The 15,859-nt window shown below is 62.2% G+C and carries 19 protein-coding genes; 12 read left to right on the top strand and 7 right to left on the bottom strand.

Features of this window, described 5'->3' with window-relative positions:
• The first annotated feature begins 29 nt into the window (after positions 1-29).
• The 3 genes from gabT to I6E58_RS02290 all read left to right on the top strand — a co-directional run bounded on the left by gabT (position 30) and on the right by I6E58_RS02290 (position 4,393).
• The gene (gene gabT, locus I6E58_RS02300; protein ID WP_197129939.1) at positions 30-1,406 is read left to right on the top strand and encodes a 4-aminobutyrate--2-oxoglutarate transaminase; all 1,377 of its coding nucleotides are present in this window, start codon (positions 30-32) and stop codon (positions 1,404-1,406) included.
• A 118-nt stretch (positions 1,407-1,524) separates the two neighbouring features.
• Positions 1,525-2,991: an NAD-dependent succinate-semialdehyde dehydrogenase gene (locus I6E58_RS02295; protein ID WP_197122583.1), complete on the top strand. Its 1,467-nt coding sequence runs from the start codon at positions 1,525-1,527 to the stop codon at positions 2,989-2,991.
• A 265-nt stretch (positions 2,992-3,256) separates the two neighbouring features.
• A complete protein-coding gene (locus I6E58_RS02290; protein ID WP_197129937.1) occupies positions 3,257-4,393 on the top strand; it encodes a class I SAM-dependent methyltransferase in 1,137 nt (378 codons plus the stop codon).
• Between the two features lie 360 nt (positions 4,394-4,753).
• Here I6E58_RS02290 and I6E58_RS02285 read toward each other — a convergent pair whose 3' ends face one another.
• Together I6E58_RS02285 and I6E58_RS02280 are read right to left on the bottom strand one after the other, a co-directional pair.
• A complete protein-coding gene (locus I6E58_RS02285; RefSeq protein ID WP_197129935.1) occupies positions 4,754-5,245 on the bottom strand; it encodes a hypothetical protein in 492 nt (163 codons plus the stop codon).
• Between the two features lie 316 nt (positions 5,246-5,561).
• Positions 5,562-6,374: a shikimate 5-dehydrogenase gene (locus tag I6E58_RS02280; protein WP_197129933.1), complete on the bottom strand. Its 813-nt coding sequence runs from the start codon at positions 6,372-6,374 to the stop codon at positions 5,562-5,564.
• A gap of 181 nt (positions 6,375-6,555) precedes the next feature.
• Here I6E58_RS02280 and I6E58_RS02275 point away from each other — a divergent pair, with 181 nt between their 5' ends.
• The 6 genes from I6E58_RS02275 (at position 6,556) to I6E58_RS02250 (ending at position 9,839) form a co-directional block, all read left to right on the top strand.
• Positions 6,556-6,849: a hypothetical protein gene (locus I6E58_RS02275; protein ID WP_197129931.1), complete on the top strand. Its 294-nt coding sequence runs from the start codon at positions 6,556-6,558 to the stop codon at positions 6,847-6,849.
• Between the two features lie 119 nt (positions 6,850-6,968).
• On the top strand, positions 6,969-7,550 hold the full coding sequence (locus tag I6E58_RS02270) for a sigma-70 family RNA polymerase sigma factor (RefSeq protein ID WP_307784197.1): 582 nt from the start codon (positions 6,969-6,971) through the stop codon (positions 7,548-7,550).
• Complete coding sequence (locus tag I6E58_RS02265) at positions 7,516-8,616, top strand: CU044_5270 family protein (RefSeq protein WP_197129929.1); 1,101 nt, start codon at positions 7,516-7,518, stop codon at positions 8,614-8,616. Before I6E58_RS02270 ends, I6E58_RS02265 begins: the two co-directional genes overlap by 35 nt.
• Positions 8,617-8,675: 59 nt before the next feature.
• Positions 8,676-9,266: a GNAT family N-acetyltransferase gene (locus I6E58_RS02260; RefSeq protein ID WP_231595121.1), complete on the top strand. Its 591-nt coding sequence runs from the start codon at positions 8,676-8,678 to the stop codon at positions 9,264-9,266.
• On the top strand, positions 9,263-9,511 hold the full coding sequence (locus I6E58_RS02255) for a hypothetical protein (RefSeq protein WP_197129927.1): 249 nt from the start codon (positions 9,263-9,265) through the stop codon (positions 9,509-9,511). The genes I6E58_RS02260 and I6E58_RS02255 overlap by 4 nt, the downstream gene beginning before the upstream one ends.
• Before the next feature lie 64 nt (positions 9,512-9,575).
• Positions 9,576-9,839: a hypothetical protein gene (locus I6E58_RS02250; protein WP_307841932.1), complete on the top strand. Its 264-nt coding sequence runs from the start codon at positions 9,576-9,578 to the stop codon at positions 9,837-9,839.
• Between the two features lie 42 nt (positions 9,840-9,881).
• Here I6E58_RS02250 and I6E58_RS02245 read toward each other — a convergent pair whose 3' ends face one another.
• Entirely contained in the window at positions 9,882-10,373 is a 492-nt protein-coding gene (locus I6E58_RS02245; protein ID WP_197129924.1) for a MarR family winged helix-turn-helix transcriptional regulator, read from the bottom strand.
• Between the two features lie 105 nt (positions 10,374-10,478).
• Between I6E58_RS02245 and I6E58_RS02240 the strand changes: the two genes are divergently transcribed.
• From I6E58_RS02240 to I6E58_RS02230, 3 genes are all read left to right on the top strand, one after another.
• Positions 10,479-11,060, top strand: coding sequence for an NADPH-dependent FMN reductase (locus I6E58_RS02240; protein WP_197129921.1), 582 nt, complete (start codon positions 10,479-10,481; stop codon positions 11,058-11,060).
• 136 nt (positions 11,061-11,196) lie between these two features.
• Positions 11,197-11,406, top strand: a complete 210-nt coding sequence (locus I6E58_RS02235; RefSeq protein WP_197129917.1) for a type II toxin-antitoxin system VapB family antitoxin — start codon at positions 11,197-11,199, stop codon at positions 11,404-11,406.
• Entirely contained in the window at positions 11,406-11,810 is a 405-nt protein-coding gene (locus I6E58_RS02230) for a PIN domain-containing protein (RefSeq protein WP_197129915.1), read from the top strand. The genes I6E58_RS02235 and I6E58_RS02230 overlap by 1 nt, the downstream gene beginning before the upstream one ends.
• A gap of 56 nt (positions 11,811-11,866) precedes the next feature.
• Here the strand turns inward: I6E58_RS02230 and I6E58_RS02225 are convergent, their stop codons facing one another.
• The 4 genes from I6E58_RS02225 to I6E58_RS02210 all read right to left on the bottom strand — a co-directional run bounded on the left by I6E58_RS02225 (position 11,867) and on the right by I6E58_RS02210 (position 15,814).
• Positions 11,867-12,475, bottom strand: coding sequence for a DUF305 domain-containing protein (locus tag I6E58_RS02225; protein WP_197129913.1), 609 nt, complete (start codon positions 12,473-12,475; stop codon positions 11,867-11,869).
• A gap of 88 nt (positions 12,476-12,563) precedes the next feature.
• Positions 12,564-13,049: a DUF6153 family protein gene (locus I6E58_RS02220; protein WP_197129912.1), complete on the bottom strand. Its 486-nt coding sequence runs from the start codon at positions 13,047-13,049 to the stop codon at positions 12,564-12,566.
• Between the two features lie 154 nt (positions 13,050-13,203).
• Entirely contained in the window at positions 13,204-14,529 is a 1,326-nt protein-coding gene (locus I6E58_RS02215) for an aspartate aminotransferase family protein (RefSeq protein ID WP_197129911.1), read from the bottom strand.
• A gap of 133 nt (positions 14,530-14,662) precedes the next feature.
• Positions 14,663-15,814, bottom strand: coding sequence for an ABC transporter substrate-binding protein (locus I6E58_RS02210; protein WP_197129910.1), 1,152 nt, complete (start codon positions 15,812-15,814; stop codon positions 14,663-14,665).
• Between the last annotated feature and the right edge of the window lie 45 nt (positions 15,815-15,859).

Raw genomic sequence — 15,859 nt, 5'->3', positions numbered from 1 at the left:
TCGTCTTCACAGATTGGATCCCGGTGGCCATGTCTACTTCTTCTTCCAGCACCACGACTAGCGCACCCACGGCCCCGCTCGGCGGCCCCTCGCTTCCGCAGAAGCGCGACCTCGTCACCGCGATCCCCGGACCCCGCTCGCTCGAACTGCTCGAGCGCAAGAAGCGGTCCGTCGCCGCCGCGATCGGCATCACTCTTCCTGTCTTCGTCGAAGCTGCTGGTGGCGGCGTTCTTCGCGACGTTGACGGCAACACGCTTATCGACTTTGGTTCCGGTATCGCCGTAACCGGCGTCGGCAACTCGGCCCCCGCCGTTGTCGAAGCCGTGACCGCTCAGGTCGCCCAGTTCACCCACACCTGCTTCATGATCAACGGCTACGAGAGCTACATCGAGGTTGCCGAGAAGCTCAACGAGATCACCCCCGGCACGCACGAGAAGCGCACCGCGCTGTTCAACTCGGGCGCCGAAGCCGTCGAGAATGCGATTAAGATCGCCCGCTACTTCACCGGCAAGCAGGCCGTTGTTGCCTTCGACCACGCGTACCACGGTCGCACCAACCTCACGATGGGCCTTACCGCCAAGTCGATGCCCTACAAGAGCGGCTTCGGTCCGTTTGCGTCGGAGATCTACCGCGCGCCGATGTCATACCCGTTCCGCGATGGCGGAATCAGTGGTGAGGATGCCGCAGCGCGCGCCATCCTGCAGATCGAGAAGCAGGTCGGCGCCAGCAACCTCGCCGCGATCATCATCGAACCCATCCAGGGCGAGGGTGGTTTCATTGAGCCCGCCCCCGGATTCCTTCCGGCACTCGCCGAGTGGGCCACCGCCAATAACGTGATCTTCATCGCTGACGAAGTGCAGACCGGCTTCGCCCGCACGGGAGACCTCTTCGCCTCGAACCACGAGAACCTTGTTCCCGACATCATGGTGACCGCCAAGGGCATCGCCGGCGGCCTTCCGCTTTCGGCTGTCACCGGCCGTGCCGATGTCATGGATGCCGCCCACGTCGGCGGACTCGGCGGAACGTACGGTGGAAACCCCATCGCCTGCGCTGCAGCGCTCGCCACCATCCGCACCTTCGAAGAGTCGGGCGCCATCGAGCGTGCCCGCGAAATCGGAACCGCGTTCCGTGGCCGCCTCAACGGCCTCCGCGCCGGCGACCCCCGCATCGGAGATGTTCGTGGCCGTGGCGCCATGATCGCTATGGAACTCGTCGACCCCACCACGAAAGAGCCCGACGCGGCCCTCACGTCGAAGGTTGCGGCTGCAGCGCACGCCGCCGGTGTGGTCGTGCTGACCTGTGGAACCTATGGCAACGTCATCCGCTTCCTCCCGCCGCTCTCGATCTCTGACGAGCTCATCGCTGACGGCCTCGACGTCGTTCGCGACGCTCTCGCCAACGCCTGATTCACCGCAGCGGGCAGTGAGCGCGCGCTCAGTGCCCGCCCATGCGGCGCCAAGCCGAAGTTCAGCTAACGCTGTTTGACTGACTCACAGATTTTCCACCACGAAAGGTGCACACCGCATGACGAACTCCACCGAAACCCAGCTTCTCGAAGCCGTGCCGAACCAGCTCTTCATCGGCGGTGAGTGGGTTGCCGCAACGGGCAGCAAAACTCTCGACGTGACCGACCCCGCTACCGGCAAGGTCATCCGCACCATTTCGGATGCCTCGGCCGAAGATGGCATGCGGGCGCTCGACGCGGCCGTTGCTGCGCAGGATGCCTGGGCCGCGACTCCCGCTCGCGAGCGTGGCGAGATTCTGCGCCGCACTTTCGACCTCGTGCAGGAGCACCGCGACGACATCGCTCTGCTCATGACGCTCGAGATGGGCAAGCCACTCGCTGAGGCCAACGGCGAAGTCACCTACGGCGGCGAGTTCTTGCGCTGGTTCAGCGAAGAGGCCGTGCGCATCTCGGGTCGCTTCGGCAACACCCCCGAGGGCACCGGTCGCATGATCGTGTCGCAGCGCCCGGTTGGCCCGTGCTTCCTTATTACGCCGTGGAACTTTCCGCTCGCGATGGCGACCCGCAAGATTGCGCCCGCTCTGGCCGCCGGGTGCACCGTTGTCGTGAAGCCAGCAGCGCTCACTCCGCTCAGCACCCTCTTCTTGGCGAAGCTGTTCGAAGAGGCCGGGCTGCCGGCTGGCGTGCTCAACATCGTCACGACCTCGAGCTCCTCTGAAGTCTCCGAGCCGATCATCGCGGACTCGCGCCTGCGCAAGCTGTCATTCACCGGCTCCACCCCCGTCGGCAAGGCCCTCATCAAGCAGGCCTCCGAAAACGTTCTGCGCACCTCGATGGAACTCGGCGGCAACGCCCCGTTCGTCGTCTTCGACGACGCTGACCTCGACAAGGCTGTAGACGGCGCGATCGCGGCCAAGTTCCGCAACATCGGCCAGGCCTGCACCGCCGCCAACCGCTTCATCGTGCACAGCTCGGTTGCCGCCGAGTTCGCCGAGAAGATTGCCGCTCGCGTCGCCGACATGAAGATCGGTCGCGGCACCGAAGACGGCGTCAACATTGGTCCGCTCATCAACGACAAGGCCGTGGACAAAGCCGACGAGTTGGTTCAGGATGCCGTGAAGCGCGGCGCAACTCTCGTCTCCGGCGGCAAGCGCGTTGAAGGCGATGGAAGCTTCTACGAGCCCACGATCGTCTCCCACGTTCCCGCCGACAGCGACATCCTGCGCGAAGAAATCTTCGGACCAGTTGTCTCGATCGTGGAGTTCACCGACGAAGCCGAAGGCGTGCGCCTCGCGAACGACACCGAATACGGTCTCGTCTCGTATGTGTTCACCGAAAGCTTGGCTCGCGGAAACCGGATGATCGATGCCCTCGACACTGGAATGATGGGCCTCAACGTGGGCGTGCTCTCCAACGCAGCCGCCCCCTTCGGTGGAGTGAAGCAGTCCGGCATCGGTCGCGAAGGCGGCTCGGAAGGCATCCACGAGTACCTCTCTACTAAGTACACGCTCGTACCCAACAGCTAATGTGCAACTGCATCCCGTCAGCGCATCTCGAGGAATGTCCTCTGTGCATTGACGAGCCGAACATCACGCGCGGCTACAACTAGATTCCCGTGAGCGAGTGGCCCCACCTGGTGGGGGGCCGCTCGCTTTCTGGGTTAAGGGGCTCGGCCTGCGGTGCGCTGGGGCCGCTCACTTCTGCGAGCCGGGCTGGCTCAAGGCGCTCGGTTACGCTTGAGGCTCCGCCGCACACGTTGTTTGCGGTGTCGCGCCACTGAAAGAGTTCCCCATGTCTGAGCACTTGTTCGCCACTCTGCGACGTTGGCCCGACGTGGAAGCTCCTAACCTTTTCGCGGTGGATGCCAGTGACCGCCTCATTCTTGATGAGGCCGCTCCGCAGCTGGCCGACATTCAACCCGGCGAGCTCGTCGTGATGGGCGACAACTATGGCGCGCTCACGCTGGGCGCTGTTTCGTTGCACGACTGCCGCGGCATCCGCGTCTTTCAGGACTCCCTGGTCTCGGAGCTGGCGCTGGCCGAGAACGCGGGCGACCTTGCCCCGCACTACACGTCACACACCTTGGGCGCAGAACTGCTGTCGGGCGCCCGCTTGGTGCTGATGCAGTTGCCGCGCAGCCTGGCCGAGTTGGATGAGTGGGCTCAGGCCATTGCCCGCTTCGCGTCGCCCGACGTGGTCGTGATTTCGGGCGGCCGCATCAAGCACATGACCTTGGCGATGAATGAGGTGCTGGCGCGTTCCTTCGACGACGTGAACGCTGGTCGTGCTCGCCAGAAGTCACGCACGCTCACGTCGTTGGGCCCGCGACGCGATAGTACCGAAGCTCGCTACCCGCTGACGTCGGTGCTGCGCGAACCCGAGCTTCCCGTCGATCAGCTCACGGTCAGCGCCCACGGTGGCGCTTTCGCCGGGGCCACCCTCGACATCGGCACCCGCTTTCTCATGACGTTCCTGCCCGAGATGAAGCCGGATGCCGCCACCGCCGTCGACCTCGGCAGCGGCACCGGAGTGCTCGCCGTTTCGCTCGCCCTCGCCCGCCGCGACCTGCAGGTGGTTGCCGTCGACCAGTCCATCGCCGCCGTGGCATCAACCCGCGAAACGGCCGACGCGAACGGTGTCGGAGCGCGAGTTGAGGCCGCGCGCGAAGACGCTCTCACCGAACGACCGACGGCCAGCGCTGATCTGATTGTGTGCAATCCGCCGTTCCACACCGGCGCCACCGTGCATGCGGGCGTTGCGTTGCGGATGCTGGCTGACGCCCGCCGCGTGCTCAAACCCGGCGGCGAACTGTGGGTCGTCTTCAACACCCACCTCGGGTATCGCGACTATCTGAACCGCACCGTCGGCCCCACCCGCCAGGCCGGTCGCAACAGCAAGTTCACGGTGACGGTTTCGGTGCGCGAGTAGTTGACACCATCAGACTGGTTGTGCATCGAGGATGCTTTTTGCTCAATGTTCCAGAAACCTCCGGAGAAAATGCTAGGGACCGCGGCTGCCCTTCGGGCTCACCGTGCCCCTTTTCGGTGTACCCCGTTTGATAAACTAACCGCTGGGCAAAGGGCCCGATTTGTATGCGCCCACCTGCGAGCCCGACACAATATCTCCAAACCCGGCACTCTACCGTTTCCTCGAAGGCGAATGGACATATCACTCTCGCGTTAGTCTTAGCGTCCACGAGATAGCAACTCGCGATGGCTGAGGCGACGTCGGTCGCCCACTAGTGGCAACTCGGGTGCCCTGAATTAGATCGCGAATCCACAAGCGCGGTCAACTCGCCTTTGTGAAGTGCCCAATCCAATTCTTCACGTCCAGGTTCCGCCCTTGCAAAGCAGATACGTATTTCCGCAGTTTCTTCCGATACTTGCGATTGCCGATGTAGTTGTTTGTATCGCGGCTCACATCTGCTTGCATCTCTCTGAGCACAAATTTGATTGGCGTGCGGTTCACGCGGTCGCTATATGAGTAATCAAACTCGGCTTTGATCAGCTTCCCCAACGCGTCATCTTGGGGCCCCAGCAAAATCCGAGCTCCGCTCGTAATCATTTCGGTCTGCATCAGGAAGTCACCCCTCGCATCCTCGCTGTCGAAAAGATCGGGGTCCAATGCGTCTAGGCGCCCGACTACGAAGTCCCGTGCGCCTAGACGTCGTTCGCGTGCATCACGTTGGCGCGTACCTAAGGCAACCAGCACAGCGATCACAATCGTCGAAACCAGCGCAAGTATGGCAATCGCCATCATCCAAGCGTCGAAAGGTCGCACTAGAGCACTGTCCTGAATTGCACAGATTATTTGTTGGAGCTCAGTTTCGCCAGAATCGCCGCACATAATTCTCCGACCATACAACAATAATGACGATAAATCATTAGCGACTCGCTCTTCCTGTTCCAATCGCGGGCACACAGTCTCAGGTCGCGAAGTGGTTGATGATCAGCTCGGTGCGAAACCTCCCGTCCACCGTGGCGCCTAGCGAGATTGATCCGAATAAGGTGCTGTGAGAAGCGCGATCGGGAAAACTGCGGCGGCTGTCACGGACTTTTGGTCGACGCAACGAGGGGCCCGAGCCATGCGCGGCTGTTTACTCCCGCGAGAACGCCGAAGCACGCGCGATCTGCTCGGGCATCAGCGAGACACCGGTGTAGCGAACGAACTGCGCCGCAGCCTGGAGCGCGATGACCTCGGCACCCGTGATGACGAGTTTTCCGGCATCCCGAGCAGCACGGATTAGTGGCGTCTCGGCCGGGAACGCCACCACATCGAACACCGTCTGCGCGGCGCGGATGTGATCGGGCGTGAACGAGAGTTCGTCGGCGCTGTCTCCCGCCATCCCGAGCGGGGTGACGTTGACGATCACTGCGTGGCCCGGCTGCGGGTCGACGTTCACGGCGCGGTAGCCATACTTCGTCGCGATCGCTTCGCCCGCCTCGACGTTGCGGGCGAGCACGGTCACGTCAGCAAAGCCGGCACCGTGAAAGGCGGCGACGACCGCTTGGGCCATGCCACCCGATCCGCGAACCAGCACCGACAACGTCGGGTCGAGCTGGTGGCGTGCGATCAGGTCGGCCACGGCCTCATAGTCGGTGTTGGATGCCGTGAGCACGCCGTCATTGTTCACGATCGTGTTCACCGACTCGATCGCTGCAGCCGAGTGCTCGACAACGTCCACGAGCTCAAGCACTGCCTCTTTGAACGGCATCGACACGGAACAGCCCCGGATGCCCAGGCCGCGGACTCCGGCGATGGCATCCTCAATGTTGCTCGTCGTGAACGCTTTGTAGATGAAGTTCAGGCCGAGCTCGTCGTAGAGATAATTGTGAAATCGCGTGCCGAGGTTCGAGGGTCGTGCGGCGAGCGAAATACACAACGTCATGTCTTTATTGAGGATCGGCATTGACCCATTATGGCCGCGGCACGAACGAGAAACCCGCGCTCAGCACGGCGGCGGTGACGGATGTAAGTAGCCAGCGGCGACTGCGAAACCTCGACGTGCCCACACCTGACGACTTCAGCCCAATCCTAGATCTTTTCTCACCATCAGTGCAAACTGTGGACTACCGCACTATCGTGAAGTCATGGGGATCGCTCTAGCAATCATCGGTGCAGCAGTTGTCGTCCTGCCCTTTCTGTGGCCGCTATGGCGGAAATGGGAGATAGCTCGAGAACACGAAACGAATCCTCGAAAGCAGATGTCGGGTGGGTTCATCGCCCCGTTTGACGAAGTTTTTCATCCCACGGCATACTCCGCACATCTCCTGTGGGAGGCGGAACAATCGATCCCTGCGCCCGCCCCCGACAGCGACGATAACAACGCTCTGCCCGATCTCACCAACGGCAGAATGGTCATTCATCTGAATGACCATGCCTGAGCGCACTAGGTCTCTAAGCGTCACCCGCTTCTCCTCGCGCTCCGCAAAAAGCTGGCTGCGCTACGCTCGCGTGAAAAGTCAATCGTGAACTTAATTCAAGCAATCGGGCAATACCTAGTGTGACTAGCGATAACGAGATCATCCGGAGGTCGTGGGATAACCCTGCGGTCTTCGCCGAGATGTACGACCGCCATGCGACATCCGTCTATCGGTATGCGGCACGGCGAGCGGGCGTCGACACTGCGGATGACATCATGGCCGAGACTTTTTTGGTCGCTTTTGAGCGGCGCAACCGCTTCGATAGCGCCTTCGAGAGTGCTCTGCCGTGGTTGCTCGGAATCGCGACAGTGCTGATCCGCAAACAGCGGGGTTCTGAAGCGCGGTTCTTGCGTGCGGTCGTGGCCTCGGGGCCTCCGGCGACGGTCGTCGAGAATCACGATGATCGACTCGACGCCGACCTCTCGATTCGGGCTCTGGCGGGAGCAATTCGCAAGCTACCTGCTCGCGACCGGGATGCACTGCTGCTGTATGCGTGGGGCGACCTCGACTATGAGGGCGTCGCACTCGCCTTGAACATTCCCGTCGGGACTGTTCGGTCACGTCTCAATCGCGCGCGGCGAGTGCTGCGCCAATCTGCTGGCGTCGCGCCGGCACAGGAGGTGGATCGTGGACGAACTTCAACTGCTCCGATCGTTCGGTAAGGACGTCGCGGATCCGTCTGCCGAGGCCCTGAGCCGCGGTCGACGAGGCCTGGTCGAACACATCGGGCAACAACCGGCAATCGCCAGACCGAACCCTAAGAAGCGCATCGCTTTGTTCAGTGGCACCAGCGCTCTCGCCGCTGGCGCCCTCGTCGCGACCTTGGTTTTCACTGACGTTCTAGGGCTCGCTGGCTGGCAAGGTGGAGCGGATGCTGCTGCCGCCTCTGCCTTGGGCAACGCCGCTGCTGCCGCGATCGAGAACTCCGATCCGGTTGTGGGCCCGGGCCAGTATCTGAAGGTCGACACCGAGGCGGTCTTCAGCGGAGGCGGGCAGACCGCGGATTGGGAACACTTTGCCTACCTCGGAACACAAAACTCCCAAATGTATATTCCTGCCGACCACTCAGACGAATGGGTTCACGTAACCGAACCGCGAGCAGCGATAAAGGTCTTTGGCGAAGGTTTCGAAGCGGAGGCGCAGGAGGCCGCTCGGGCGACCTTCGATAAGGAGGAGATCAGTCGGGCGCCATACGGCGGTTTCGACAATTCCAAACCACGCGACTGGGGGTTGGATGAGCTGCCGCGCGACCCCCAGCGCCTTCTCAACTACATTTATCGGGTCACCGCAGGCCACGGGGTGAGCGCAGATGGTCAAGCGTTCGACTTCATCTCCACAACGCTGCGCACCGGTGTGGTTCCGGCGGAGCTTCGTGCCGCGCTTTATCGGGCCGCTGCGGGGATCCCTGGCGTTGAAATCACCGATGAGGCAGCCACACTTAACGGTCGAACCGGAGTCGCCTTCGGCCGCGAAGAAAAAGACGGATTTCTTCATGAAATCATCATCGATCCGGATACAGGGCTCCTCATTGGTGAGCGCACTGTCCAGCTTTTCGATAGCAAGCTCGACCCAATATTGGCGGGAGAAGTTGTCGGATGGACAGCTGTCACCACAACCGTTGTCGATGAGGCGCCAACGGGCGGATCACTGTGCGGCAATGGCGGTGAGCCGGTGAACGGCCTCGGAAGCGGGCAGTGCACCGACCCCGACAAGCCGCGCACCGACTGACTCTTCGCTGCGATCGGCACCGCAAGCTCGGCGACCATGATCGCACTTAGGATGCTGGGATGAGCACCCCGAACTTTCGCACGGCTACCCACGACGACATACCGGCGCTGCTGACGCTCGTCACCTCGGCGTACCGCGGCGAAGAGAGCCGGGCCGGCTGGACGAGCGAAGCTGACCTGATCGAGGGTGCACGCTTGGATGCCGCAGCTCTGGAAGCCGACCTCGCTCGACCGCGATCGAGCATCCTGCTCGCCGAGCGTGGCGACCAACTCGTCGCCTGCGCGCACGTTGCCGACGACCATGGCAACGGATACTTCGGGATGTTCTCGGTCGACCCGAATCAGCAAGGCGGCGGAGTGGGCAAGCTGGTGCTCGCGGAGGCTGAAGCGTATGCCGCCCGCGAGTGGGGCGTCAGCGTGATGCAAATGACGGTGATCGATGTGCGCGAAGAGCTCATTGCCTTCTATGAACGCCGCGGGTACGTGCGCACCGGCATCACGAAGCCTTTTCCCTACGGCGAAGAGCGGTTCGGGATCCCCCAGCGGGACGACCTGCGGTTCGAGGTTCTTGAGAAGACGCTTGCGTCGACCGAGCAACATCCGGAGTCGAACGACGCGACGACTTTAGCTCCTGAGGGTGTCATTCAGTGAAGCGCGCCATCGTCTGGTTTTCCGTGGTGGGTGGCCTCGGACTCATCACCGCGGTCGCGCTCACCGTGATCGAAGGCGTGAACTATCGGCTTCGCGAAGAGCAAGGACTGGACCCGATCAGGGCTGCGGACTGGGTCGGCGGTGCGACCGTTGCGGGGTTCGCGCTCTTCGTCATCTCAGCGGTTGCGCTCATAGCCCTGGCCGTTAGCGCTGGCCAGAGACCGCCCGACGAGATCCCCGAATAGCGCTACTGGCCGCGTGGGGATTAGTTTTCGAGACATTTTCATCATTGTGCCGTAGGGTGAGGTGGTGAAGATCAAACGACGAGGGCTGAGGCTCTTCCTGACGGGAATCGCGATCATCGTGATCGGCTCGATCACATCCGTGATTTATCTGCTCCAGCCGTGGCGCACTTGCGACTATGACGACACCCCGTCCGCGTGCGCCATGCTGCCCGCCGACGCCGCGGTGCTCACAGTCGCGATGCTCGCCGTCGGCATTGCAGTGTTCGTAACCCTTGCCGGCGTCGTGCAGATGAACGCTCAGAAGCCCGCCGAAAAAACGATCGAGTAGCGGAACCGGCCGCATTGACCGCGCTTCGTTGCGAGCCCTGCGCTACGAAGCAGCGGCCGCCGAATCGCACTGCGGCTCGAGCGTGGACTTGATCTTGTCACTGACCGAGGCCAGGGCATCCTGCTCCTCGCGGGTCAGCAGGTCCAAGAAGTGCGTGCGCACAAACTCGAGGTAACCGGATGACGCCTGCCGCACCGCTTCGAGACCGTCGGCGGTGATCTGCACGTTGAGCCCGCGAGCATCTGAGGGGCAGCTCGTGCGCTCCAGCAGGCCGCGGGTCTCCATGCGCTTGAGCAGGTGAGAGAGGCGGCTGCGGTCCCAGCCGAGTGCGAAGCCCAAATCGCGGGCGCGAAGGAGAGTGTCGGACTGCTCGGCGTGGTCGGTGAGCGCCGTGAGCACCGCGTGCTCCGGACCGGAGAGCTGAGCATCCTGAACTAAATGCCTGTCGAGAGACGACGCCAGCTGTTGCGTTGCGCTGACGAACCCGCGCCAGACGGCGTTTTCGCGGTCATCCATTTCGCGTGCGTTCGTCATCACAGCCTCTTTTCCTTACTCGCAAGAATTAGTTTGACACCATATTGTTGATATGACAACATCTTTAGTGACACGTCAACAAACTTCGTCCTAAGGGGATACAGCATGACCAAGATTGCGATCATTACGGGCGCTAGCCGCCCGGGCAGCGTCAACCAGTCCGTCGCCGAGTGGGTTCTCGCCCAGGTTTCGACCCGTGAAGACGCCGAGTTCGAAATCGTCAACATCGCCGACTTCGACCTCCCGATGCTCGACGAGCCCTACCCCGCCGCGTACCAGAACTACCAAAACGACCACACCAAAGCGTGGTCAGCCAAGATTAGCGAATTCGACGGCTTCATCTTCGTGGCCCACGAATACAACCACAGCGCGGGCCCGGTTCTGGTCAACGCCCTCTCGTACCTCAACGCCGAGTTCAACAACAAGGCTGCTGGCTTCGTCTCCTACGGTTCGATGGGCGGCGTTCGCGCCGTCGAGCACCTGCGCGGAATCCTCTCCGAACTGCAGGTAGCGCACGTGCAGCGCTCCGTCATGTTCTCGCTGTTCACCGACTTCGAGAACTTCAGCGTCTTCGCTCCGACCGAGCAGAACGCCGGCACGCTCGCGCCGATGGTCGACCAGCTCACCGCGTGGACCCGCGGAATGGCAGCCGTTCGCACCGAGCAGTTGGCCACCGTCGCCGCCTAAACAAGCGCACACCCCCTCAAACGGCTTTCCGGCATTGGCCGGAAGGCCGTTTATGCGTTCGGGCGCCGGAACACTCCACAGCCCCGTATTTTCAGCCCCAGTACTATATATTCAGATATATAGAGAGGGGCCGCTCATGACCGTGACATCCATCGACATCGATCCCACCGAACTGCGTACCGCGCGCGACCTCACCGGCTCACGCAGCAACCGAGAGACGGTCGATTTAGCCCTGCGCACTCTTATCGCACTGCGCCGCCAACCGGCTGCCGTCGAGCGCATCATCGGTCGCACGTTTGATGACGATCAGATCGACGCTCCCACATCGCGACCGACCGCCAAGTAGTGGCCACGTACCTCGTCGACAACAGCATCTGGCAGAAAGCCGCTCGAAGCGCGACCATAGCCGTACGACTGCGAGCGCTTTCACCTCAGCACCTCATCATCACGTGCCCGCCCCAAGTGCTGGAGTACTGCCATTCAGCGCGAACGGAGACCGAGTACGCGGAGCTGCGTGAAGACATGGAGCATTTTCTCCCCGCGCTCGAACACCCCTCGACCAGCCAAGCCCTCGACATTCAGCACGCCCTGTGGGCTACCGGTCGCGTACGTGCTGCCGGCGCCTTTGACTGCCTGATCGCCGCTTATGCCCTGGCTAACGACGCCATCATCCTGAATAGCGACCACGACTTCGGTTATATCGAGAGCGCAACCAACGGTGCTGTGCGTCAGGAGTTCGTGCCCGAATAAGGCCGTTGTTGCGGCGCGGGCGGGCCCACCGCTCGTAAGCGGCAGGCCCTTCTCCACTACAGAGAACTAAGGATGTCGCGCATGAGTGCGATTTCGATAGTTTGCGCGTCGATAATCTTCTGAGCGAGCTCGATAACATCCGCGTTCTGCCCGGATTCCAGCTCCGGTTGCGCCATATCAATCGCGCCCTCGTGATGCACGATCATCTGCTCCAGGAACAAGCGCGAGGCCTCGTCTCCGCTGGCCGCGTTGAGCTCCTCCATGTCGGATTCACTCATCATCCCGTTGCCATGGTCCATGCCATCCATGCCGCTCATCTCGCCCATGCCATCGCCCATGTCGGTGCCCCAGTCATCGAGCCAGCCACTCATGAGATCGATCTCGGGGCCTTGCGCGGCCTTGATATCTTGGGCGAGCGCAACGACGCGCTCGTCGATTCCGTCCTTGGCGAGCACCATGTCTGCCATCTCCACGGCCTGCTCGTGATGGGGAATCATCATCGCCATGAACATCACATCCGTCATGTTGGCGTCAGCGGCTGCGGCCGCGTTGGTGGATGATGAGTCGGAGCTGGGCCCCGCGTCGGTCATTCCGTTGACACATCCCGACAGCGTCAGTAGCGCCGTCAGGGCAATTGCGGCCGTAGCCGTCGAACGAGTATTCATCTTTTAGTTCTCCACATAAGTCATTAGTAGGAGCGGGACCAGAACGGTCACGCCAGGACGCGTCGACCCTGAGTCGACAGAGCGTTTCCTAGGTTCGACTAATGCAGAGAGTGGCGAGATTCGGGCGCGGCGCAACAGCGCGAGCCCACCGAGCGACGAGCACCGCAAGCAACGACCACTGGCTGAGGAAACTGCCCCAGCCTCGAATCACGGCAGGCGCGGCCAGAAGGAGCGCGACGGTCAGCAGCGCGAGCACACACCACATGAGAACCATGGATGCCTCGCCCCCGCATCCGGAGCAATCGAGCGCAGCAAGCGTGGCGCCAGCCGGCGCTGCTTCCGTTGCGGCACCGTCGCCCATAGACATCGTGGCCGCCATCGTCATTTCAGAATGCGAGCCGGACGACACGAGCGAATGCATCGCCACGATGCCGGTGATGAGCGCCAGCGCGAGGAACGTCATCGCAACGAGCTGCCACGACGCTCGCAGCATGCGCGAAAAGGAGGTGCTCACGCGCTGTGTGGGCGCAGCGTCGACCTGACGATGAGGTCGTTCTGCGCTGCGGGGGATCATGGCTCAAACTTTTCTCAGAGGGTGAATCTGCGGCTGTGCTCCCCTGAGTGTGATCCATTCCCCTGTGCGCTTGCCGAAAAACGCGCGATGAGGTGCCCGCTTCTCACCCCAGCGAAAGACGCATGCCTCAGCCGGCCCTCAACGCCGCTGACAGCTAGCCCAGTTCGGCCGTCAGCACCGCATCGTAAATCTCCATCGCCTCGGCGATTTCGGCGGGCGTGACAACGCACGGAGGCAGCACCTGGATGCGGTTTTCGGTAACGAAGGGCAACAAGCCACGCTCCACAAGGCCAGCCCGAATGCGCGCCATCGTTGCGGCCGGCACTGGTTCACGAGTGCCCCGGTCGGTGACGAGTTCGATCGCCCAGAACACTCCGCGGCCGCGCACTTCTCCGATGGCCTCATGCCGTTCAGCAAGAGCCTCAAGCGCCGGGCCAATGTGGTTCTCGCCGATGTCGCGCACGTGCTCAAGCACCCCTTCGGAGGCGATGGTGTCGAGCGACGCCACCACGGTGGCCGCCGCCAGGGGATGCCCCGAATACGTCAGCCCGCCGGGGAACACCCGGTCATTGAAGAACGCTGCAATCGGGTCGTCGATGATCACGCCGCCGACGGGAACATAGCCCGAGTTCACTCCCTTGGCGAAGGTGATGAGGTCGGGCCGCACATCGAAGGCATCGAACGCGAACCACTCGCCGGTGCGCCCGAAACCGCACATCACCTCGTCGAAGATCAGCAGGATTCCGTGCTGGTCACACAGTTCGCGCACACCGGCGAGGTAGCCGGCCGGCGGCAGCAGAATGCCCGGAGTTCCCGGAATCGGCTCCAGCAGCACGGCCGCGATTGTCTCCGCGCCTTCCGCTTCGATCACGCGCCGCAGATGCTGCAGTGCGCGTTCGCTCTCCTGCTCGGGCGTCGTCGCCCAGAACTCGGAGCGGTACAGGTACGGACCAAAGAAGTGCACATGCCCGCGCGCGAATTCGTTCGGGATGCGGCGCGGGTCACCCGTGGCCACAATGCTGCTGCCGGTGTTGCCGTGATACGACCGGTACGCCGAAAGAATCTTGTCGCGCCCGGTGTAGAGCCGCGCCATCCGCATCGCATTCTCGTTGGCGTCTGAACCGCCATTGGTGAAGAACACGCGATTGAAGCCCTCGGGCGCGACCGCGGCCAGACGTTTGGCCGCTTCACCACGAGTCACGTTGGCCGTCGGCGGCGAGATCGTCGCGAGCAACTGAGACTGCACCCGAATAGCTTCGAGCAGAGCCGGATGCTGGTGCCCCAGATTCACATTGACGTGCTGGCTAGAAAAGTCGAGATATTCATTCCCGGCGTGATCCCACACGCGGGTGCCGAGCCCACTCTTGATGCTCACGGCGGAAGCATGGGCAGGAGTCTGTGCCGACCACGAATGAAAGATGTGGGCCTGATCGAGTTCGAGCGCGTAGGCGTCGAGGTCTCGGGAGTCGTTCTCGGTCATGGCGCTGGCCCTTCAAAGTAAGTAAGCGGTGCTGACATGAAACAGGTGCTGCGAGTGAAGCTGTGCCGCAAGAAAACGAATGCCGCCCTCACGAGCGTAAGGGCGGCATCCGACTAGCGGTTATTCAGTGCGACTAGTTGCCGCCCTCGAGGAGGGTGACGTCGATCGGGCTGAAGCTGGAACCGGTGGTGTCGACACCATCGGCTTCGAGTTCTTCCAGTGCCTTCATGATCCAGTCGTTCGACCAGGCCGTTGCCGGCGGGGCCGTGGTGATGGGGCTCGCGCCCGATTCGTTGACGGCGCTGATGGCGCCCTCTACCGTGCGGTCCCAGGCAGCTTCGTCGATGACGCCGATGCCGTTCTCGGCCGGCCAGATCAGCTTGTTGGTCTCGTTGGTCATCCACAGTTCGTGGCTGGGGCCCCAACCGGAACCGGCAGCAACGGTGCCTTCGGCAGCAGACTCGGGGTTCTCAGCCGAGTAGATCCAACCCTTGACGACGGCCTTGAGGAACTTGACGGTCGTCTCTTGGTAGTCCTCGTCGCTGTCGAGACGCTCGGTGTCAGCCCAGATTGCATCCTGGAGCATGGCACCAACGGTGTCTTCGTAGCTGATGACGTTGAAGTCAGAGGGCTGGTAGAGCTCTCCGGTGTCGGGGTCGGTCGACTCGAGCAGCTGAGCGTACTCGTTGTACGTCATGGCCTGCGCGGCGTCGATGTCGCCCTGCAGGAAGGCGTTCATATTGAAGTCCTGCGTGATGATCTGCACGGTGGAGGAGTCGAGGCCTTCCGCAGCCATCGCTGCGAAAATTTCCCACTCGTTTCCGAAGCCCCACGAACCGATCTTCTTGCCCTCAAAGTCGGCGACCGAGTCAATACCCGAGTCAGCCCACGACACCTGAAGGGTGCCCGACTTCTGGAAGATCTGAGCGATATCGGTGAGGTTGGCGCCCTGTTCGATGGAACCCAAAACCTTGGGAACCCACGCTACGGCGTAGTCAACATCGCCGTTAGCGAGAGCGTCTTGCGGAACGATGTCGCCGCCCGACGGGATGATTTCTACGTCGAGGCCCTCTTCTTCGAAGAAGCCCTGATCGGCGGCGGCAAAGTAGCCAGCGAACTGCCCCTGCGGCAGCCACTGGAGTTGGAGCTTCACTTCGGTGAGGCCGTCAGCGTTCTCGGACGAACCGCCGTCGCTTCCGTCGCCGGTGGAGCATGCTGCGAGGAGGACCGCTGCCGTTACGGCAAACGCTCCGGCCGCTAGTGAGCGGCGTTTGGTGAACTTCATGTCAGACCTTCCAGATTCACGGTGCAAGTGGATACTGCGGTACTG

This window comes from Salinibacterium sp. SWN1162 (genome assembly GCF_015864675.1).
GTDB lineage: Bacteria > Actinomycetota > Actinomycetes > Actinomycetales > Microbacteriaceae > Rhodoglobus.
This window is presented reverse-complemented; position numbering and strand designations above follow the sequence as displayed.